The organism is Amycolatopsis sp. lyj-108, assembly GCF_046549005.1.
Classification (GTDB): domain Bacteria; phylum Actinomycetota; class Actinomycetes; order Mycobacteriales; family Pseudonocardiaceae; genus Amycolatopsis.
The window spans coordinates 179,340-200,189 of the sequence record NZ_JAJPWQ010000011.1 but is presented as its reverse complement, the minus strand read 5'-3'; the positions used below and the strand labels follow the sequence as shown (position 1 = coordinate 200,189).

The 20,850-nt window shown below is 68.0% G+C and carries 19 protein-coding genes; 11 read left to right on the top strand and 8 right to left on the bottom strand.

The window, feature by feature from the left end:
- Nucleotides 1–143: 143 nt before the first annotated feature.
- Nucleotides 144–1,376, top strand: coding sequence for a DUF222 domain-containing protein (locus ACLJO0_RS33290; RefSeq protein ID WP_410583130.1), 1,233 nt, complete (start codon nt 144–146; stop codon nt 1,374–1,376).
- Between the two features lie 672 nt (nt 1,377–2,048).
- Here ACLJO0_RS33290 and ACLJO0_RS33285 read toward each other — a convergent pair.
- On the bottom strand, nt 2,049–2,993 hold the full coding sequence (locus ACLJO0_RS33285; protein WP_410582936.1) for a helix-turn-helix domain-containing protein: 945 nt from the start codon (nt 2,991–2,993) through the stop codon (nt 2,049–2,051).
- 161 nt (nt 2,994–3,154) lie between these two features.
- Here ACLJO0_RS33285 and ACLJO0_RS33280 point away from each other — a divergent pair, with 161 nt between their 5' ends.
- Nucleotides 3,155–4,357, top strand: coding sequence for a cytochrome P450 (locus ACLJO0_RS33280; RefSeq protein ID WP_410582935.1), 1,203 nt, complete (start codon nt 3,155–3,157; stop codon nt 4,355–4,357).
- A gap of 5 nt (nt 4,358–4,362) precedes the next feature.
- The gene (locus tag ACLJO0_RS33275) at nt 4,363–4,542 is read left to right on the top strand and encodes a ferredoxin (protein WP_125785784.1); all 180 of its coding nucleotides are present in this window, start codon (nt 4,363–4,365) and stop codon (nt 4,540–4,542) included.
- 46 nt (nt 4,543–4,588) lie between these two features.
- On the opposite strand, the gene ACLJO0_RS33270 is transcribed toward ACLJO0_RS33275, so the two are convergent.
- Nucleotides 4,589–5,140 carry a snapalysin family zinc-dependent metalloprotease gene (locus tag ACLJO0_RS33270; RefSeq protein WP_016331759.1) on the bottom strand — a complete coding sequence of 184 codons (552 nt, stop codon included), beginning with the start codon at nt 5,138–5,140 and terminating at the stop codon, nt 4,589–4,591.
- 137 nt (nt 5,141–5,277) lie between these two features.
- On the opposite strand from ACLJO0_RS33270, the gene ACLJO0_RS33265 reads away from it, so the two are divergent.
- The 6 genes from ACLJO0_RS33265 to ACLJO0_RS33240 all read left to right on the top strand — a co-directional run bounded on the left by ACLJO0_RS33265 (nt 5,278) and on the right by ACLJO0_RS33240 (nt 12,161).
- On the top strand, nt 5,278–7,899 hold the full coding sequence (locus tag ACLJO0_RS33265; protein ID WP_410582933.1) for a P-loop NTPase fold protein: 2,622 nt from the start codon (nt 5,278–5,280) through the stop codon (nt 7,897–7,899).
- A gap of 35 nt (nt 7,900–7,934) precedes the next feature.
- Entirely contained in the window at nt 7,935–9,689 is a 1,755-nt protein-coding gene (locus ACLJO0_RS33260; protein WP_410582931.1) for a substrate-binding and vWA domain-containing protein, read from the top strand.
- 1 nt (nt 9,690) lies between these two features.
- Nucleotides 9,691–10,203 (top strand): hypothetical protein, encoded by a 513-nt coding sequence (locus tag ACLJO0_RS33255; protein ID WP_410582929.1) that lies wholly within the window; start codon nt 9,691–9,693, stop codon nt 10,201–10,203.
- A gap of 50 nt (nt 10,204–10,253) precedes the next feature.
- Complete coding sequence (locus ACLJO0_RS33250; RefSeq protein WP_007034234.1) at nt 10,254–10,619, top strand: hypothetical protein; 366 nt, start codon at nt 10,254–10,256, stop codon at nt 10,617–10,619.
- 29 nt (nt 10,620–10,648) lie between these two features.
- Nucleotides 10,649–11,350, top strand: coding sequence for a Crp/Fnr family transcriptional regulator (locus ACLJO0_RS33245; protein WP_125785789.1), 702 nt, complete (start codon nt 10,649–10,651; stop codon nt 11,348–11,350).
- A gap of 121 nt (nt 11,351–11,471) precedes the next feature.
- Nucleotides 11,472–12,161: a hypothetical protein gene (locus ACLJO0_RS33240; protein ID WP_125796287.1), complete on the top strand. Its 690-nt coding sequence runs from the start codon at nt 11,472–11,474 to the stop codon at nt 12,159–12,161.
- A 219-nt stretch (nt 12,162–12,380) separates the two neighbouring features.
- On the opposite strand, the gene ACLJO0_RS33235 is transcribed toward ACLJO0_RS33240, so the two are convergent.
- The 5 genes from ACLJO0_RS33235 to ACLJO0_RS33215 form a co-directional block, all read right to left on the bottom strand.
- On the bottom strand, nt 12,381–13,826 hold the full coding sequence (locus ACLJO0_RS33235; RefSeq protein WP_410582927.1) for a DUF1996 domain-containing protein: 1,446 nt from the start codon (nt 13,824–13,826) through the stop codon (nt 12,381–12,383).
- Between the two features lie 167 nt (nt 13,827–13,993).
- A complete protein-coding gene (locus tag ACLJO0_RS33230) occupies nt 13,994–14,548 on the bottom strand; it encodes a hypothetical protein (protein ID WP_410582925.1) in 555 nt (184 codons plus the stop codon).
- Nucleotides 14,549–14,666: 118 nt separating this feature from the next.
- On the bottom strand, nt 14,667–16,184 hold the full coding sequence (locus ACLJO0_RS33225) for a tripartite tricarboxylate transporter permease (RefSeq protein ID WP_410582923.1): 1,518 nt from the start codon (nt 16,182–16,184) through the stop codon (nt 14,667–14,669).
- The gene (locus tag ACLJO0_RS33220; protein WP_125796283.1) at nt 16,184–16,681 is read right to left on the bottom strand and encodes a tripartite tricarboxylate transporter TctB family protein; all 498 of its coding nucleotides are present in this window, start codon (nt 16,679–16,681) and stop codon (nt 16,184–16,186) included. Before ACLJO0_RS33220 ends, ACLJO0_RS33225 begins: the two co-directional genes overlap by 1 nt.
- Nucleotides 16,678–17,646, bottom strand: a complete 969-nt coding sequence (locus ACLJO0_RS33215) for a Bug family tripartite tricarboxylate transporter substrate binding protein (protein WP_125796380.1) — start codon at nt 17,644–17,646, stop codon at nt 16,678–16,680. Before ACLJO0_RS33215 ends, ACLJO0_RS33220 begins: the two co-directional genes overlap by 4 nt.
- Nucleotides 17,647–17,778: 132 nt before the next feature.
- On the opposite strand from ACLJO0_RS33215, the gene ACLJO0_RS33210 reads away from it, so the two are divergent.
- Together ACLJO0_RS33210 and ACLJO0_RS33205 are read left to right on the top strand one after the other, a co-directional pair.
- Entirely contained in the window at nt 17,779–19,311 is a 1,533-nt protein-coding gene (locus tag ACLJO0_RS33210) for an ATP-binding protein (RefSeq protein ID WP_410582921.1), read from the top strand.
- Complete coding sequence (locus ACLJO0_RS33205; RefSeq protein WP_410582920.1) at nt 19,308–19,970, top strand: response regulator; 663 nt, start codon at nt 19,308–19,310, stop codon at nt 19,968–19,970. Before ACLJO0_RS33210 ends, ACLJO0_RS33205 begins: the two co-directional genes overlap by 4 nt.
- On the opposite strand, the gene ACLJO0_RS33200 is transcribed toward ACLJO0_RS33205, so the two are convergent.
- Nucleotides 19,955–20,836 (bottom strand): dienelactone hydrolase family protein, encoded by an 882-nt coding sequence (locus tag ACLJO0_RS33200; protein WP_410582919.1) that lies wholly within the window; start codon nt 20,834–20,836, stop codon nt 19,955–19,957. The genes ACLJO0_RS33205 and ACLJO0_RS33200 overlap by 16 nt on opposite strands.
- Between the last annotated feature and the right edge of the window lie 14 nt (nt 20,837–20,850).

Here is a 20,850-nt window from a genome sequence, read left to right as displayed (position 1 = left end):
GCCGGGATTCGGTGACGGCGGCCGCCTGGTTTGGTGGCTCGTTCATTACCGAAAATCGGCAACGCTTCACAGTGCTTTCATGATCCGGAATTGTCGGTGGCCGGTCGTATGGTCATCGGGTGGACACACGCAGATCCGCGCCTGTGGCGCTACTCGAGAAACTCACCGATCCGAGCGCTTTGGAGTCGGTCAACGCTTCGATAGGTTCGTTGGACGACAACGATTCCGTCGCTGTCGCGAAAGCGGCGTCGGAGGGGATCGCCCGGCTCGAGGCGGTTCGGTTCCGGGCGCTGGCCCAGCTGAACCGGCATCGCGAGGGCGCGGGCGGTGTCACACAGGAAGTCGCCTTCGCCTTGTCCCTTGTGGACAATCATGCCGGTGCGATGGTCGCTGCCGCCGAAGCGTTGACCAGCCGACTGCCGCGCACGTTGAATCTGATGGACCAGGGAAAAGTGAGTGGCTTCGGCGCGATGAAGGTCGCCGCGGCGACGGCGTGGCTGTCGGACGAAAACGCTCAGGCCGCGGATGCCCTGCTCGAGGACCGGTTGGCGGGAAGGAATTCCGACCAGATAAGGAAAGCAGCGAATCATGCGGCGATCACGGTCGACCGCGAAGGCGCCGACAAACGTGCCGAGCACAATCGCGAAGGTCGCCGTCTCACCGTACGGCAGGGTGAGACGGGGGTGGCGTCGATCGAGGTCGAGGACGGGCCCGCCGAGAAAGTCAACGCGGCCTACCTTCGAATCGACAGGGAAGCCAAGAAGCTCAAGACCGGCGACGAAACCCGCACCCTGGACCAGTTACGCGCGGACGTCGCGCTCGATCTCCTGCTCGGCGGCCAGGGTGGCACGAGCGAACGTGCGGAAGTGTTCCTGTACATGGACTTGTTCACCTACCTCGGCCTCAACGACGACCCGGCGGAAATGGCCGGACACGGTCACCTCCCCGCGGCACTCGCACGGCACATCGCGACCGGGCCGAACACCGTGCTGCGCCGGATCATCACCGACCCGCTGTCCGGGCAGGTGCTGGACCTCGGCCGGGACCGGTACCGGCCGACAGCCGGCGTCGGCGAGTTCGTCCGGGTGCGGGACCGTGAGTGCCGAAGACCCGGCTGCGGCCGTCCCGCCCAGACCTGCGATCTCGACCATTCGGTGCCGTGGCAGTTCGGCGGCGCCACCAACGCCGACGACCTGATCGACCTCTGCCGCCGGGATCACCGGCTCAAAGACGAACCCGGCTGGATCTACCGCCTCGCGTCCGACGGCACCCTGACCGTCACCACCCCGACCGGCCAGAGCTACGACAGCACCCCACCGCCACTCCACCCGCCCCGCGCGCAAACCGCTCCGGCCGAAGAACCGCCACCGTTCTGAGCCTCATCGCCGGAAAGTGGCGACGTCGCATCGACCCGGTAAGACCGCGCCGTCAATGAGTCGGCACGCCTCCGGCGGCCTCACTTGCCGAGAAACGGCGACGGTCGCGGAGATCCGGCGGTACTGGAACGGTCGGTGGCCGCGCCCTTGCGGCAGTCGCCTTTGCCGGAAATCGGCGACAGCCGTCACGTCTGGCCCGTGGTACCGCTGTCACCGGTGGGCGTGCGTGTCGCCGACTGCGTCATTTGCCGGGAAGTGGCGACGGTCCTCGCGGAGATCCGGCAGTACCGGAACGGTCGGTGGCCACACCCCCACGGCAGCCGCCTTTGCCAGAAATCGGCGACAGTCGCCACATCCGGCCGCGGTACCGCCGTCATCGGCAGCCGCGCGTATCGCCGATAGCATCACTTGCCAGGAAACGGCGACAGCCACCTCACGCAGATCCGGCGGTATCGCAACGGTCGGCCGCCGCACCCCCGCGGCAGCCGCCGAGAAACGGCAACGGTCCTCGCAACGACCCGTACGCCCCCACCACCAGCCATCATCGCCGGAAATCGGCAACCGTCACCACACCGACCCAGCGATACCGCAACCGCCGATGACCGCACACCCCGCCACCAACCATCATTCGCCGAGAAACGGCGACACCCCAGCCCAGCAAGCCACCAGAACTCAAGACCCCAAAGCCGCCAACTGCGCCCCAGTCAACCGTTCCGCCGCCGCAACCGCCCGATACTCCCCACCGGCCCGAACCACCCGCACGGGGCCGGCGATGTGCGGTTGCTCTTCCGCCACCCGTAAGGCGGCCGAAACCCGCTCCTCGTCCCACCCCAAGGCGGCCGAAAGTGCTGCGGCGGAGAGGGCGCGGCCGGCGTGCAGGAGGGCGGCGAGTGCGGTCAGGGCGTCGGCGGCGTACAGGGCGACGCGGTCGTCCAGCATGACGTCGTTGATGCGCGCGTGGAAGCGGGAGAGGTCGTCCATGCGGGCACCCGCGGGTGTCGCGATGCCGAGGACGTCGGCGCCGCGGCGGGCGATCTTGACCCATTCTTGGTTCGCGCGGACGCTTTCGGCCCATACTCGCTGGGGCATTTCCTCGTCGATGACGTACTGCTCGCGGCGTCCGTCCCGTACGCGGCGGAGCATCGCTTGCGTTTCGAGGTAGGCGACGGCGTTCGAGATCGAGGCCGGGCTGACCTGGAGCCGGTGGGCGAGTTCGGCCGCGGTGAGAACGCCGTCGTCGCTGACGGACAGGCAGGCGAGCACCCGTGCCGTCATGCGGGGGAGACCGGTCGCCACCATGATGTCGGCGAATTCGGCTTCGAAGGCGCGCACGGCTTCCGGGTTCCGGCCGTAGCCGTGCGAGACGCCCGCGACGTCGCGGGCGGGCGGCTTGCGGCGGCGCCGGGCGCGTTCGCCGGTCGCGCGGTTCGCTTCTTCGGCGCGGTAGCCGGAATGGCCGCTGTTGCGGGCGACCTCACGGCTGATCGTCGACGTCGGGCGCCCGAGACGGCGGGCGATCTCGGCGTAACCGAGGCCGTCCTTGAGCCAGGTCGCGATCAGCCGTCGATCCTCCTGTGTCAGCCTGCCGCCCGGCATGGGCACCTCCTGTGCGTTCACTCGCAGATCATTGCAACGAGCCGTTGCATTCACTGGCAAGAACGTTGCAACGATTTCCGAAATCTACCAGCAAATACGTCCAAAAAGCCATTCCGGAGCTTTGAGTGATCTGTAAATGCAACGTAGCCTTTGAGCAGCGGTAAAAACTGGGAGGAACAGCAATGACCACGTCGGTACCTCATCTCACGGAACTACCCCTCGAACGCCCGAAGGGCTGCCCGTTCGACCCGCCCGCCGAGCTCGGGCCGCTGCGCGACGAGCATCCGCTCGTCCGGCTGACGTTCCCCGACGGGCACGAAGGCTGGCTCGCGACGGGTCACGCGATCGTCCGCGCCATCGTCGCGGATCCGCGGTTCAGTGCCCGGCAGGAGTTGATGCACACGCCGATGCCGGGTCCGGCCGCGATGGCGGAGATGCCGCCCGCGCAGCCGGGGATGTTCATCAACATGGACGGTGAAGAGCACGCGCGGTATCGCAAGCTGCTCACCGGCAAGTTCACCGTCCGCCGGATGCGGCAGCTCACCGAACGGGTCGAGCAGGTGACCACCGAACACCTGGACGCCATGGAGCGGCAAGGAACGACGGCCGATCTGGTGCCCGCCTTCGCGCAGCCCATTCCGGCGCTGATGATCTGCGAGCTCCTCGGTGTCCCCTACGCCGACCACGAGTTCTTCCGCCGCAACGTCGCGCCGTTGAACCGGCCGGACGCGTTGATGGAGGAACAGGAGGCCGCCATCAACGCGCTGGGTGGTTACCTCTACGAACTCATCGTGGCCAAACGGGCCGCGCCGACCGACGACATCCTCGGCGAACTGGTCACCACCGACCTCACCGACGAAGAACTCACCAGCATCGCGTTCCTCTTGTTGGGGGCCGGTCTGGACACCACGGCGAACATGCTGGCGCTGGGTACTTTCGCGTTGCTGCGCAATCCGGACCAGCTCGCCGTCCTGCGCGAGGACGCGGAGAGCGTCGACAACGCGATCGAGGAACTCCTGCGCTACCTGACGATCGCGCATACGGGCGTCCGCACCGCGCTCGAAGACGTCGAGATCGGCGGCCAGGTCGTCAAGGCGGGGGAGGTGGTCGCGCTGTCGGCGACGGCGGCCAACCGCGACCCGTTGAAGTTCCCGGACCCCGACCGGCTGGATGTCCGCCGGAACGCCGCCGGGCACGCCGCTTTCGGGCACGGGGTGCACCAGTGTCTCGGCCAGCAGCTCGCGCGAGTCCAGATGAAGGTCGCCTTCACCGGGCTGCTCGGCAGGTTCCCGGCGCTGCGCCTTGCCGTTCCGGCCGACGAGATCCCGCTGCGGACGGACTCCGACATCTACGGGGTGTACGCGCTCCCGGTGGCCTGGGGCTGATCGCGATGAGGATCGAAGTGGACCGGGAACGGTGTGTGGGCGCCGGAATGTGCGTCCTGACCGCGCCGGAGGTGTTCGGACAGGACGAGGAAGACGGCCGGGTCCGGTTGCTGGACCCGGAACCGGCCGGGATCGGCGACGCCGCGCAGTCGTGCCCGGCGGCGGCGATCACGGCGGACGACTGAGAAAACAGGCCAGGGGGTGCCGGGCGGGCACCCCCTGGCCCGGGGATCAGCCGATCTCCGCGAGGACCTTGCCCGCGTCGGCGCTCTGCACGGCGGTGCCGGCGTAGAGCTGCTGGACCCTTGCCTTCTCCTGCGCGTTGGGGTTCACGTTGGTGCAGCTGACGCCACCGGTCGAGCCGGACATCAGCGACGAGCACGGGCCGGGCTTCACGTCGGGCAGGCCGAGGCTGTGCCCGAGTTCGTGGGAAGCGATCCGGGGCGTGTGGTAGCCCTGCTGGACGGCCTGCCTGCCCATCCACACGGTGACCGTGCCGCCGGGGCGGACCGGGCCGAGCGTGGCGCGCGGCCAGCCGTTGTCGGCGATGACCCGGATGTTGACCCGCTGCCCCGGTGTCGCCTTCACGATGCGGACGTTGGTGACGTTGGTGTTCCAGACGTTGACGCCTGCCGCCACCGCGTCCTTGAACTCCGCGGCCTGGCTGTCGTCGTAGGTCAGGGTGGTCGCCATGATCTCGGCGGCACCGGCGGAGGGTGCCGAGAGCACCGAGATGGAGAGCGCGGCGCCGGTGAGCACCGCGGCGAAGGTACGTCGAAGCACGTTGAACTCCTCGCGTTTAAGGCGTGCTGGAATTTCGGAGCAGTTTCGACCCTGACCCTTTCGAGGCGCTCGGGGTACCCGCCGATAGTCGCCTGTCGTTAACCATGATCTTGACGCGACCGGAAGACTGTGCGGTTATGACCACGGCGCGTTTCACCGGACACGAAGAACCGATCCTTGCCGTCGCGGTGAAGGGAAATCGGCTGGTCACCGGGGGCGCGGACCGGACGGTGCGGGTCTGGGACCTGGAAACCGGCGCGCTCCGGTTCACCTTCGGCGGGCACGATCGGCCGGTGCTCGCGGTGGGCATCTCCGGTCAGCACGTGGTCGGTTGCGATGGGGTGACGGTGCGGCGCTGGCGGATCGCCGGTGGCGAGGCGCAACCCCCGGAGGTCCAGACCACCAAGCGGACCGTCGCGGTCGCGGTGGCGAACGAATTCGCCGTGTCCGGCGTGGGAAGCACCGTCGAGGTCCGGCGGCTGGACGGGGTGACGGTGCGCGTGTTCCGCACCGGCGACCCGGAGATCGAATCGGTCGCGGTGACCCCGGACGGCCTGGTCGTCGTTGCCGGGGACGACGACGGCGGCGTGCGGCTGTGGGACAAGGAAGTCGTTTCCCACTACCGGTTCGGCGGCGCGGGCGCGGTCCACGTGGTCGCGATCTCGGCCGACGGCGGGCACGTGCTCTCCGGCGAGGGCGAGACGGTCCGGTTGTGGGGGCGCGAGGGTGATCCGGCCCTCGTCTTCCCAGGGCACGGCGGGGCGGTGCGGGCGCTGGCCTTCAGTCCGGACGGCAAACTGGTGCTCTCCGGCGGTTCCGACGGCGAGGTCCGCGTCCGCGAGATCGACGACCCGGCGGGCTACACGCTCCTCAAGGGACATCGGGGGAACGTCCGCGCGATCGCCTGCACGGCGGGCGGCGAGAAGATCGTCACGGTCGGGGACGACCGCACCATCCGGGTGTGGGACCGCTTCGGCAACCAGATCGACGGCACCGGTTTCGTCGAACCCAAACCGGGCAGGGCCCGGCCGCGGATCACGCCCGACGTCGAAAGCCCGGTCGATCTGATCGGTTTCCACGACGACGTGCGCACGCTCGCCGCGGTCATCGCCGACCGGGAGACCAGCCCGCCGTTGTGCGTCGCGCTGCTGGGCCCGTGGGGTTCCGGCAAATCCAGTTTCGTGCGGCAGGTGAGCGACCGGGTGGCCGAACTGGCCCGCCGGTCCCGCGGCGACGCCGCCAACAGCGTGTTCGCCGGCGAGATCCGGCAGATCCGGTTCAACGCCTGGCAGTACCACGACGACCATCTGTGGGTCGGCCTGGTGGACCACCTGTTCCGTAATCTGGGCGCGCCCGAAACACATGCGGACGCCGGTGAGGTTCGCGCCGAACGCGAGGAACTGCGCACCCGGCTGGCCGGCCTTCGTGCCGTCAAGGCGGATTCCCCGCGCACCTGGCGCTGGCGTCTCCTGGTGTCCGGAGTGGACCGGGCGGAACGCCGACGGCGGAGGCTCGCCGTCGCGGGCTACGCGCTCGCCGGTGTGCTCGGCGTCGTCGCGGTGATCACCGGCTGGGCGTTGTGGCACAACACGATCCTCGCCGTGGCGGGCGCCGTCGTCGCGCTCGGCGCAGTGCTGACTCCGGCGCTCACCACCGCCAGGTCGGCCCTCGCGCCGGTCAAGTCCACTTTGGACAAACTGCGGTTCGACGTCGACAAACGCGCGGAACGGTTCGAGACCGAAATCCGGGAGACCGAGGAACGGCTCCGGCGGCTGGACGCGGCCACCCGGCTCGGCGAGCTGATCGAGGAGGCGAAGGACGGCAGATACGGGGACTATCAAGGGGTTTTCGCGCGCGTCCGGGAGGACCTCGTGAAGCTGAGCGCCGATCTGGAGGAGGCGCGCCGGGAATGGCAACTGGCCGGAGGCACGGGCAAGCCGCCGCTGGAACGGATCGTGCTCTACATCGACGACCTCGACCGCTGCCCGCCGTCGAAGGTGATCGAAGTGCTCGCCGCGGTGCACCTGCTGCTGGCCCTTCCCGCGTTCGTCGTGGTGGTGGCCGTCGACCCGAGATGGTTGCGGCGCTGCCTCGACCAGCACCACGAAGAGCTCTTCGGCACCGGGGAAGCACGGCAGGCGGAATACCTCGACAAGATCTTCCAGATCGTGTTCGCCCTGCGTCCCATGGGAGCCGCGGCGGACGAACTGATCGACACCCTCATGCCCATCGAAGCATCGGAACCGGCGCCGTCCGATCACGAAGAATGGCCGGAGGACGGGAACAAGCCCGAACGCGGTGAGACGGCGGAGGTCGTCGTCGAGGACACGGCCCCGCCGACGTTCTACAACATGCGGCCGGATCGGCTGCGGCTCACCGAAGTCGAACGCGATTTCGTCCACGCGCTGCGGAAAAGGCTGAATACGCCGCGCGAGATCCGGAAACTGGTCAATCTCTACCGGCTGGTCCGCATCGGCATTCCCGACGCGGAACTGACGCGGTTCGTCGGCGGTCCCTATCGCGCGGTGCTCGTCCTGCTGACCCTGCTGGTCGCCGATCCGGACGCCGCGCGCTCGACCTTCGCCGCCCTTTCCGCCGGGGAATCGTTGTCCGGCGCCTTTCCACCTGAATGGCGGCTAGACGCCGAATCCTTCGATGATCTACAGGTCTATCGGAATTGGGTGGGCACGCTCGCCCGCTTCAGTTTCGAAACCTACGATCTCGTGACCGAGGAGCCGGAACCGGGAACCACGTTGTAGCTACACTTGCCCGCTACAACGGCTAGGGGGCGCGCATGCGGAGATCAGGCTGGGTTTCGCTCGTCTTCGGCGCGCTCGTCGGGACGCTCGTGATCGTCCTGCTCGCGACCACGGTCACCGCGCCGTCGAACGCGGCGAGGACCGACTGCGTCCGGCTGGTCGTCAGTTCCTCCACGGAGAAGGGCGACCTGGTCGCCGAACTGGCCGAGCGGTACAACAACACCGGCCGGACGTTCGACGGCGGGCGGTGCGCGAAGGTCGAGGCGTTCAAGAAGACTTCGGGTGCCACGCTCGACCTCATCGCCAAGGGCTGGAACGACATCGACGAGCGGCATCCCGAACCGCAGGCCTGGATGCCGAGTTCCTCGCTGTGGCTCGATCTGCTGCGCCAGCGCGGCAAAGGGGACCTGATCGCGAACGGTCCGAAGACCTCGCTCGCGACGAGCCCGATGGTGATCGCGATGCCGGAACCGATGGCCAAGGAACTGGGCTGGCCGTCGAAGGGCATCGGCTGGAAGGACGTACTCGAGGTGAACCGCAACGGCGGCTGGGCCTCCACCGGTCCGGAGAACGCGAAGTGGGGCAACTTCACGCTGGGCAAGGACAATCCGCGCCGGTCGACCTCGGGGCTCGCCGCGACCATCGCGACCTACTTCGCGGCGACGGGCGGCGACTACGGCAAGATCGACACGGCGGAAACCGTCCAGTTCGTCCGCGGGATCGAGGCCTCGGTCGCCTACTACAGCGACGATTCGGTGGCCTTCCTGAAGACGCTGTACGAAGAGGACCAGAAGAAGCCCACGCCCTACATCAGCGCGATGGCGATGCAGGAACAGATGGTCTACCTCTACAACCACGGCGCGCCGACCGGGAACCCGAAACAGCTGGGGAAGGAACCGGCCCCGCTGAACCGGCCGCTCGTCGCCGTGCACCCGAGCGAGGGGACGATGCTGATCGACCATCCCTTCCTCACCACCGCCAAGGCGTCGCCGGAACAGCGCTCGGCGGCCAAGGACTTCTACGACTTCCTGCGGGAGCCCGCGCAACAGGACCGGTTCCGTGACCTCGGCTTCCGTGACCCGGATGGCCGCGGGAACGACAAGCTGGCCAAGGGCGTGCACACCGAAGGGGTCGCCGAACCGCGGCCCATCGGGGTGCCCACCGGTGAACAGATCCAGAAGATGCTGGACGGCTGGGAGTACACGCAGCGACGCGGCCGGATCCTGCTGGTGCTGGACCTTTCCGGCTCCATGAACGAACCGTTCGACAAGAACCGCAAGGACAAGCCGTATTCCGAAAGCCGGATCGCGCTGCTGAAACCCGCGATCCGCGAACAGCTCGAGTTCCTGCATCCTGAGGACGAGGTCGGGCTGTGGACCTTCTCGGACGGGTATGAGGAAAAGATGCCGATCGGCAAGGTGAAGAACGTCCGTGGCCCGATGCTCGACCTCGTCGACAACCTGACCCCGAAAGGGAATACCGCGCTGTACGAGACCGTGATCGCGGCCAACGAGAAGATGCGCCGCGAGTTCGACCCGAACCTCATCAACGCGGTCGTCTTCCTGACCGACGGAGAGAACACCGAGATCGGGACCAGGGAGCAGGTGCTGCAGAGCGTCGACGCCGAGCGGCTGGACAACTCCGTCCGGATCTTCACCATGGCCTACGGCGCGGAGGCGGACAGCCGGGTCCTCGACGAGATCGCGCAGAAGTCCAAGGCCCGCAGTTACCGGGCCGTCGACCCGTACGGCATCGACAAGGTGTTCGTCAACGTGTTCAGCAACTTCTGACATGGCCGAACACGACAACCGCCCGTTCCACGTCGTCGCGGTGGTGCTCAGCCTGATCGCCGGACTGATCGGCCGTGCGGTGACCTACCCGCATCCGGCGGCCTGGCTCTTCGGCGCGGTCGCCGTTCTGGCCGTGCTGATTCCGGCGGAAACCGCGTTCTTGGTGTTGAACAGCAGGCGATCGAGGCCGCAGAGGGAGGTCCGTGCGCCGGCGCACGACAACGCCTACGACCATTTCAGCCTCCTCGGGCGGGCGCTGACGGCCATCGAAGAGGTGCGGCCGGGCGAGGCCGAGCTCGCGGCCGTCTTCCGGCGGGCGGTGTCGCGACTGGAGAACGGGAAGGGCCGGAACACGCCCGGAGTCGTCGAACTGCGGGTGACGGTGAAGCAGACCACCGAGAAGCTGGAACGACACGCGCGGGACGAGAACCCGGATCCGGTGATGCTCGTCGAACGGTTGCGGCTGTACCGGGAAACGCTCGAAGAGGCCATCGAGGCGGCCGAACCGGGTTGAGTGTTCGGTGCCGAACAGACTACGGCCGTGCGTCATGCTGATCTGACAGCATGCCGTTGATCGGGCGCCGGGTTGTCGAGGGCGTGGAACATGTGGTCGTACCGGTGGAGCACCGGTTCAGCCTGGAGGAAGCCGTACTGGCGGTGATGGCCGCCAAGAGCACCGTGCGGCCGGCTCCGGGAATCAAGGTCGCTCCGCTCAAGGTTTCGGAGGTACGGTCAGCGCTGCTCTATGCGGCGAAGCACGCCGATAGGCGACACCAGATCGTGGACAGCTATTTCGTCGAGGCCGAAGACGGACCGTTGCACCGGTTGGCCGAGTGGATCAGATCGGAACTGGTCCGCCTGGGCATCTTCACCACGCACGACGGTTCCGCCGCCGGATCGGGTGGCCGATTCGGTTACTCTCCGCGATAGGTGTTCACGACTGCCTGGGAGGGTGTTTCGTGGGTTTGGGCCCGGAGGCCGCCGAAGAGAGAGAACGTCCGTTCCTGGAGCGGCTGGACGAACCCGTCCGTGCCCGGTTGCTGGAGATGGGCACCCCGCAGACCTACGAGAGCAGACAGGCGCTGATGCGCTCGGGCGAGCCCGGCGACTTCGTCATGCTGCTGCGGCACGGTTATGTGAAGGTGACCAGCGCCGACCGGATGGGCGCGACGGTCATCCTCGACGTCGGGGTGCCCGGCGATCTGCACGGCGAGATCGCGGTGATCGCGGGCGGCATCCGGATGGCCGACGTCGTCGCCATCGAAGAGGTGCACGTCCGGCGCATCGCGGCGAGCGAGTTCAACCGGTTCCTGCTGGATCATCCGGCGGCGATGCGGGAGGTGCTCGTCAGTGTCGCCCGGCGGTTCGTGCTCGCCCAGCGGCAGCGGACGCAGTCCTGGAAACCGCAGGCGGTGGCGCGGGTCGCGACGCGGCTGGACTATCTCGTCGACGTCTGTGGCATCCGGACACCCGCCGGCTGGCGTATCGGGATCCCGTTGAGCCAGGACGAACTCGCGCAGTTCATCCCGATGGGCCGGACCATGGTCGCGCAGGCACTGGACAAGCTCCGGAAGGCGGGAGTGGTGGCCAGTTCGCGCCGTGCGATCACCGTGCTCGACCGCGAGGCGTTGCGGGTGATCACGGAAAAAGGTGTGACTTAGCTCACTGGCGTTGACCAGCGCGAGGTCACGTTTTGTTCGGTTCCGAACAGAACTTCCGGTGAGGAGTGGGAACACTGCTTCCTGCCGCCAGTTTTCACCGATCAGGGGAGGGGTCGCAGAGATGCAGGTGCTGACCTCAGGCCAATACAACGCGCACACCCACGCCGTGCTGTCCGTCGACATCGTCGGTTCGTCCAGGGCCAGTGACGACCTGTTGGACCCGATGAAGAACGAGATGGAAACACTGGTTTCCCGCTCGTTCACCGCGGTCGGGCTCGCGCCGGGGGAAGCGCGTCACTTCCGGGAGACCGGGGACGGGCTGATGGTCGCGTATCCGGACCACGCCGTCGGCCAGCTCTGCGAGGTCGTGTTCCACCTGGACCATCTGCTCCGGACCCGCAACCGCTACGCCAGGGTCCCGATGCGGGCGCGGGTGGCGGTCCACATGGGACCGATGGCGGACAACCACCGTTACCACCGCACGTACATCACGCTGACCCGGTTGCTGTGCGCCTCCACCTTCAACGACGCCGTCGGCTACTGGTGCCGCTCGGATCCGACGGGCGACAAGTTCGGCGCCGGGATGATCGTCTCGCAATCCGTGTGGCGCAACGTGGTCGAACCGTTCGGGGTCGCGCTGGTCCCGCCCGCCCGCTGTGCCCGGATCAGCGTCACGACCCCGGATTTCGCCGACAGCGCGTGGATCCACTTGCCAGGCCTGGACGCCGAGGCGGTCCTCGCCGAACTGAACCCCGCTGTCGCGGTGCCGCTCGTGTTCGACCGGGTGAGCCGGTTGTCCACGACGGCCTGACCAAGACCGGGCGGTCCGGTTTCCAGGGAGGGAAAACCGTATCGCTCGCCGGTTCCCGGCCCGGAACCCCTACGCCGGGCCGGGAACCGGACCCCCGGCGCGGGGGGTGGGGGCGCGGGTCATCCCCGCCGCGCCCCCTCGCTTGAGAAATGTCATGAAAGGGTCGTTCAGGACGAAAAACGTCTTGAACGACTCTTTCATGACATCCTGCGGATTCGCCTACTGACGGCAGCGTTTACCGCTGTTGATGCACTTCACCAGCTGGTTCATCAGCCGCTGCGACATGACGTTCGCGAAGTCGTCGTGGTCGGAGCGCGGGTTGTGCTTCTCCTGCGCGAAAGCGTCGACCGCGTACTGACCGGCCGCCTGGATGTCCGCCGGGATGTCGTACACCAGCGTGATCCGCAGCTGCGGCACGTTCTTGAAGCCGCGCGGGCATTTCCCGTTGCGGTCGGAGAACACGATATGCGTGCGGTGGTTGGCGCTGTCGGTGTTCTTCCCGTCCCAGCAGTTCGGGAACGCGTGGACGCGGGCGACCTTGCTGCCTCGCGGGCAGATCGGGTACAGCTCCGTGAGCCGGTCCTCGAAGCCGGTGCAGGTCCAGCTCGGCCGTGCGTTGGCCGGGCCGTTGGTGCTCTGCTTGGCATCGCCGTAGAGCACGCGCAGGAACTTCGGCATCGCGACGACCCGGCGGGCGCCGCCGCTGGTGAAGGTCAGGTCGACCTTCTCGGCGCGCTGGATCTCGCCCTCGTTATCGCCGATCTCGTTGTTGTCGTTGACGCCGGGCAGGTCCGCGGCCTTACCGTCGGACTTCTTCTTCTCGGCGTCGCCCGCCGCGTTGACGTTGCTGTTCTCGCCGCCGTTGTCGAGCCCGCCTTCGCCGTTCTGCTTCACCGCGCAGCCGGCGAGCTGGTCTTCGTTCTTCGCGACCGGTTTGCCGGCCTGCCGCATGGTGTCGGCGATCTCCTTGATCGACGGCTTCCGCTTGTTCTTCAGCTCGTCGAGCACCTGGGCCGCTTGTTTTCCTTGCGCCAGCTGGTTGTTCGCGTTGTCGGAGTCCTGGTCGAGTTTGTCGAGGTTCTCGTCGACCGCGGGCGTGGCCTGGTCGGGGACCTCGCTGAGTTCGTCGAGTTCGCTGGCGACGTCGGGGCAGTCGACCTGGGCGGCGGCCTCGTCCTTGGCCGCGTTCGCGCGGTCGGCGGCGAGTTTCTCCTCGTTCGCCGCCTCGTTTTCTTCCTCTTCCTCGGTGTTGATCCGGATGACCGGCCAGAAGTACGCGGACTTGTCACCGTTCTTGCAGGTCGTGCCCGCGCGCAGCAGGCTCTTGTTGTTCGAATCCGCGTTGGTCGACAGGTTCCCGACGTAGTCGTGGAGGTGCTCGGCTCCATTGCGGACACCGGGCTGGGCGATGAAGTTGTCGCCGTTGAAGTGACCGTTCTCGTTGCGGCCGCAGTCCACGGTGAACGTTCCCCGTGCGCCTCGTTTCGCGAGGTCGAGGTTGACGTTGGTACCGCGGGGGACCTTCGTGATGTCGATGAAGAAAGACTTGTCCGCGCCGTCGGCCCTTGCCGCGTCGGGGGTTCCGGTCGTGGTGACCACGACGATCCCGCCGACCGCGATGGCGAGCGCGAGGCCGCCGGTGGCGACCTTGGTACGACGTGCCATGCGGTGGCGGCCGGCGGTTCTTTGATTACGGGGCATGAACTTGTTCACCTCGTTCGGTGTCGTTGCCCGGAGCCCGGGGGAGGCGGCGCCGGCACCGCCGACGTCACTGACTCCGTGTTGGCTGAAACGGCCCCGGCGGACACCCGGTTCAAAACGCGACCTCGCCGTTATGCTTTCGTTACCTTTCGGCGGTGGTGATAAGCGATGCCCAGCACGATGGTGATCGGCCCCCACAAGGCGACCGGGGTGACGCAGATCGTGGCCAGCGTTTCCCAGCCTTCGTTGATGTAGCCGACACTTTCGACCACGCCGAGCACGGTGAGGTGACGGTCTCCACCGAGGGGGATCGAGCTGAAGAGCGCGGTGAGGATCAAGCCTCCGGCCACGGCGGGAACGACCGCCACCAACGGCCGGACCGCTTTGCCGCCGAGTAACGGGATCCACCGGGGCACCACCTCGCCCCAGCCTCGGACGAGCCCGATGGCCAGGATCGCGAGCACCTCGGAAAGCACGCTCAGTGTGAGGACGTACGAGATGCTCAACCAGAGTTCCGGCATCTCGCGATCGTGGACCTGCCCCATTTCGAAATGGAAGGCGAAAGGCAGTCGCCACAGACACGAAGGCAGCAGAAGCCAGGGGAGCGCGTAGGCGAGACGCGTCGCCCAGCGGGGAACCGGCCGTTCGGTGTCGCTGACGGCCGGGGGCCGGTGAAGGATCTTCATGAGACTGATCGTGTCGCCGTGGGGCGCCGGAAAGATCACTCGCGCGGACAAGTGTCCTCCTGCCGGAGAGGGAAGGCCCGGCCTCGGGGCAGTCGAGGCCGGGCCGGATTCCCACTGGTCAGGCGTCGACCTTGTCCTTGGACTCCGTCTCGGGAGCGGTGGGACGGGAAGGCAGGAAACGCTTGATCAGCGGGAAGAACAGGATCACCAGGATGATCACGTAGACCACGATCGCGAACGGGGTGTTGAACAACCCGCTCAGGCTGCCGTCGCTCAGTTGCAGCGCGCGCCGCATCTGCTGTTCGGCGGCCGGGCCGAGGATGACGCCGATGATCGCCGGCAGCACCGGGAGGCCGTAGCGGCGCATCGCGAAGCCGATCAGGCCGATCACGAACATCACGAGCAGGTCGAAGATGTCCGCGTTGACCGCGTACGCGCCGACGCTGGCGAAGAACAGGATGCCCGCGTAGAGGTACGGCCGCGGGATCCGCAGCAGCTTCACCCACAGGGGCGCCAGCGGCAGGTTCAGCACCAGCAGCAGCGTCAGCCCGACGAACAACGACGCGATCAGGCCCCACACCAGCGAAGACTCCCGCTCGAACAGCAGCGGACCCGGCTGGATGCCGTACTGCTGGAACGCCGCCAGCATCACGGCCGCGACCGCGGTGGTCGGCAGGCCGAGCGTCAGCATCGAGACCAGCGTCCCGGCGGCGGAGGCCGAAGCCGTCGCTTCCGGACCCGCGACGCCTTCGATGGCGCCCTTGCCGAACTCGTCCTTGTGCTTCGAGAGCCGCTTTTCCGTGACGTAGGAAAGGAACGTCGGGATCTCCGCGCCACCGGCGGGCACCGCACCGAAGGGGAACCCGATGAGCGGCCCGCGCAGCCACGGCTTCCACGTCCGCTTCAGATCGGCGCGCGAAAGCCACGGCCTGCCGACCGGGATCGGCTTGAACGCGTTGCGCCGCAGATGCGCGGCGACCCAGAGCGACTCACCGACCGCGAACAGCGCCACCGCGACGATGACGACGTCGATGCCGTCGGCCAGATGCAGCGAGCCGAAGGTCAGCCGCTGCTGGCCGGTCATCTCGTCCAGCCCGACCAGGCCGATGGTGAGCCCGATCAGCAGCGACGCCACGCCGCGGATCCGGGAGCTGCCGAGCACCGAGGTGACCGCGATGAACGCCAGCACCATGATCGCGAACAGATCCGGCGCGCCGATGTCGACGGCGTGCTTCGCGATGATCGGGGCCAGCACGACCAGCGCGATCGTGCCGAGGATGCCGCCGATGAAATGCCCGATCGCGGCCGCCGCAAGCGCTTGCGCACCGCGTCCCTTGCGGGCCATCGGGTTGCCGTCGATGGCCGCGACCACCGCCGCGCTCTCACCCGGCGTGTTCAGCAGGATCGACGTCGTCGAGCCGCCGAACATCCCGCCGTAGTAAATGCCGGCGAACATGATGAACGCGCCGGTGGGCTCCAGCCCGTAGGTCACCGGGAGCAGCAGCGCCACCGCCATGGCCGGGCCGATCCCCGGCAGCACGCCGATCGCGGTGCCCAGCAGGACCCCGATCGCCGCCATCGCGATATGGGTCGGCGTCAGCGCGGTGCCGAAGCCGTCGATGAGTTGCTGAAGCATCAGAACACCTCCATCAACGGGCCACCGGGGAGCGGGACACCGAGCAGGTTGTTGAAGATCAGGAAGGTCGCGACGGACAGGCCCGCCGCGATCAGCGGGTCACGCACCAGGTTGCGGCTGCCGAGCGCGTACGCCGCGCCCCAGAACAGGATCGCGCCCGAGATCGGGAACCCGACCAGACCGATCAGCGCCGCGTTGGCGAGGAAGGCACCGCACAGCAACAGGACCGTGCGCAGGTCGGCGGGTGCGGTGAGGTCGATGTCCTCGCCGCCCTCGGCCTCTCCCTTGCCGCCGCGCAGCACGTCGCGCGCCAGCAGCACGGCGACGATCAGCAGCAGGGAGCCGACCAGGATCGGCACCGCCTTCGGTCCCACGGGACCGCGCTGGGCGAAGTCGGTGGGGATGCTCAGCGCGTCGGTGAGCACCAGGACGCCGAGCACCACGAGCCCGACGCTCACCCCGAGTTCGGAGCGCTCCTTCAGCCACGTGGTCGTCATGCCAGACCCAGCTCTTTCAGCACCGTTGCCACTCGCGTGTTCTCCTCTTTGAGAAACGAACCGAACTGCTCCCCGGGCGCGAACGCACCGGTCCATCCGTTGCGCTGCAAGGCCTCTTGCCACTGCGGCGTCTTCTGCAGCCGGTCGAACAGGCCGACCAGCTTCGCCCGGTCCGCCTCGGTGATGCCGGGCGGAGCGACGATGCCGCGCCAGTTGGTGAACTTGACGTCCACACCGGACTCCGAAAGCGTCGGCGCGTCGATGCCAGGGATCCGCTTTTCACTGGTCACCGCCAGCACCCGGAGCGTGCCGGCCTGGATCTGGTCCCGGTATTCGCCGACGCCCGAGACGCCGAACGCGACCTTGCCGCCGAGGACCGACGCGAGCAGCTCGCCGCCGCCGTCGAACTGGACGTAGTTGACCGCCTTGGGCGCGAGCCCGACCGCCTTCGCCATCAGCATCGGCGCCAGGTGATCCGGCCCGCCGGGCGACGAACCGCCGCCGACCTGGACCGCGCCGGGATCCTTCTTCCACGCCTCGATCAGCTGACCGATGTTCTGGTACGGCGAGTCCTTGCCGACCACGACGATGTCCGACTCTTCGATCAGCTTCGCCACCGGCGTGGTGTCGAGCAGCGAAGACGGCGACTTGTTCGTGAACACGCTGCCGACGACGCCGAGTCCCATGGACATGACGAGTTTGCCGTTGCCGCGTTCGGCCACCGTGCGGCCGAGGCCGACCGTGCCGCCGGCACCGGGGAGGTTGAAGACCTCCGCGTTGCCGAGCAGGTCCGCGTCCTCCATCGCCTTGGTCGCCGTGCGCGCCGTGATGTCGTAACCGCCGCCGGGCGCGTTGGGCACGAGCACCCGCAACGACCGGATCTGCGAGCCCTCGTCGGCCTCGCTGCCCGGGGTGAGCAACGGTGGCACCAGCAAAACGGCGACGAGCGCCGCCGCGATGGCCAACCAGTTACTGGGCTTCACTGTGATCCCCGCCTCTCTGCCGCGTGGTTGGACATGTTGCACTCGTGTAAACAGAGATGTCCCGCTTGCGGGCCCAATGGTTGTTGTGTTCGTTTTGGTCACGCGGAGGTGGCGATGGGTGCTCGGGGTTCCTTGGCCCGCCAGCTCCTCGTATGGCAACTCGTAGTCGTGACCTGCCTACTGTGCGCGGTGGGCGTGCTGGCCGTCGTCCAGGCGGGGAACAACTTCCGCACGACCGAGGGACGCCGGGCGCTTTCGGTCGCGGAGAGTGTCGCCGCGCAGGGTGTCGTGGGCGACCTCGAGAACGGCCCGTTCGAACTGAACGCCCCCGCGGCGACCGCGCGGAGCTTCTCCGGGGTGGATTTCGTGGTGATCGCGGGAGCGGACCGCTCCGTGCTCGCGTCACCGGATCCGGGTCAGGTGCGGACGCCGCTCGACATCGGCGAGAGCACTGTCCTCTCTGGACGGTCGTGGGTCGGCGAACTCGACGGTTCGATCGTGGCGCACGTCCCGGTGCTCGACGAAAAGGGCGGCAAGGTCGTCCGCATGGTCGCGGTGGGCTCGAAGTCCCCCGGATTCTTCGCCGGCGTGCTCGACTCGCCGGACAACGCCCTGCGGGTGCTGGGAGTCGCGCTGGTGATCGGCGTGAGCGGTTCGCTGCTGCTGGCGCGACGCGTGAAGAACCAGACGCTCGGCCTGGAACCGCACGAGATCACCGCCCTGGTGGAAAACCGGGAGGCGCTCCTGCACGGCATCAAGGAGGGCGTCGTCGGCCTGGACCCGCAGCACCGGATCACCCTGGCGAACGATCAGGCCCGCGAACTGCTGGCGTTGCCGGAGGACGCCGTCGGCCGGTCGGTCGAGGAGCTCGATCTCAACGAACGGATCCGCGACCTGCTCACCGGCCGCGCGACCGGCGCCGACCAGATCGTGCTGCGGAAAGGGAAGGTGCTGACGCTGAACCGGATGCCGATCGACGTACGGGGAGCCGTCGTCACCTTGCGGGACCGCACCGACCTGATGACCCTGCGGGACGAACTCGACGCCAGCAGGCACGCCACCGACACGTTGCGGGCGCAGGCACACGAGTTCAGCAACCGGCTGCATACCATTTCCGGGCTGCTGGAACTCGGGGAATACGAAGAGGTCCGCGGCTACGTCAGCCGGATCAGCTCGGCGCAGGGGGAGTGGCGCGCCGAGGTCGGCTCGCGTATCGGCGACCCGGCGGTGGCCGCGCTGCTGATCGCGAAGGCGTCGCTGGCCGCGGAGCGCGGGGCCGGACTGCGCATGGCCCCCGACAGCGAACTCGACCGTGTCGAAGACGGCCTCTCCACGGATTTGGTGACAGTGCTGGGAAATCTCGTCGACAACGCGTTGGACGCGCTGGGTGGTGAGCGTGGCTGGATCGAGGTCGGCGTGTGGCAGGAGGAGGACGAGGTGCGGGTGGAGGTCCGCGATTCCGGACCGGGAGTCGCCCCGGAGATCGCGGAAGAAGTGTTCGAGCACGGCTTCACCACGAAGGCCGCCGCACATGGCCAGCGCGGCCTCGGGCTCGCGCTGATCCGGCAGGCGTGCGTCCGGCGGGGCGGTTCCGTCGAGGTGCACAACTCCGGCGGCGCGGTGTTCACGGCGAGGTTGCCGCGATGATCCGGGTCCTCGTCGTCGACGACGATTTCATGGTCGCGAAAGTCCACAGTGGATACGTCGCGCGCACGGAGGGGTTCGCCGTGGTCGGGGTCGCGCACACCGGCGCCGACGCGCTGCGCCTGGCGCGGGAGCTGAAACCGGATCTGGTGCTGCTGGACGTCTACCTCCCCGACCTCGACGGGCTTTCGGTGCTGCGGGAGCTGCGCGCCACCGAGGACGTCGACGTCATCCTGATCACCGCCGCGACCGACGTGGAGACCGTGCGGCAGGCGATGCGGGGCGGCGTCCTGCACTACCTGATCAAGCCGTTCGAGTACGCGTCCCTGCGGGATCAGCTCACCCATTTCGCGTCGCTGCACCAGCGGCTGGACCGGCTGGCCGAGGCGGGCCAGGCCGACGTCGACCAGGTCTTCGGCTCGCGGCCGAGCGCGAAACCCGTGCTGCCCAAGGGACTCACCGTCCAGACCGCGCGGCTGGTGGAGACCGCGCTGCGAGGCGCGGCCGGCGGGATGTCCGCAAGCGAATGCGCGGAGGCGACCGGAGTCGCGCGAGTGAGCGCGCGCCGGTACCTGGAGCACTTCGTGGCGACGGGGAAGGCCGAGGTGACCCTCAAGTACGGCGGGACGGGACGGCCCGAGCGGCGCTACCTCTGGTCCTGACCCCGCCCCGACCCCCGCAATTCGTCATCTACTTGCGTGCCTGGCCTGGCGCAAGTAGGTGACGAATTGCGTGCGTCCGGGCTGAGCCGTTCGGCGAGGAAGGCCAGGATCTCGTCCCTGGCCCGGACGGTGGGATGGCCTTCCTGATCGACGAGGTGGGCGGTGACGACGCTGTGGGGGCAGGCCACGACGTCACGGAAGAACGGCGGCGGTTCGGGATTGGCCACCTCGTCGGGGAGGACGCGACCGTCGAACGCGTCACCGAGAAGTGCCCGGTATGCGGCGAAGCGCTGCCCGGTGCACCACCGGTCGTTCTCGAAGCGGTAGGCGAGCACCTTCAGCCCGTCTCGCTCGACGCGCACGCGTATCCGGGCGGCGTCCGCGTCGCTGAGTTCCAGCCCGGCCGGTTCGTCCAGCGGCAGCGAGGGATGGTTGACGACGGGAGCGATGACGGCCGGTTCGAGGGTCATGCTGAGGGCGAAGTTGCCGGTGAAGCAGAGTCCGATCGCGCCGACACCCGGCCCGCCGCACTCCTCGAACGCCTTCCGCGCCAGCCCGCGCAGCCAGGTCACGACTGGGCTCGTGCCGCCGCCGGCGAAGGCCCGGAACTCGGCGCTGACGCAGGCGCGGCGGACGACCTTCTCCCCGTCCGCGGCGGTGGGGAAAGCGCCGTCGACACCGAAGAGCGACGGAAGGTAGACGGTGAAACCCGCGTCCCGGATCCAGCGGGCGAAGCGGACGACGTCCGGGCTGATGCCGGGCATCTCCGGCATCAGCACCACGGCCGCCCCGGATCCGGCGACGTAGACGGTTTTGCCGACGCCGTCGACGTCGACGAGCCGTTTCGAGAAGTCCGCGAGGGTCATGGCGCCATCGTGCG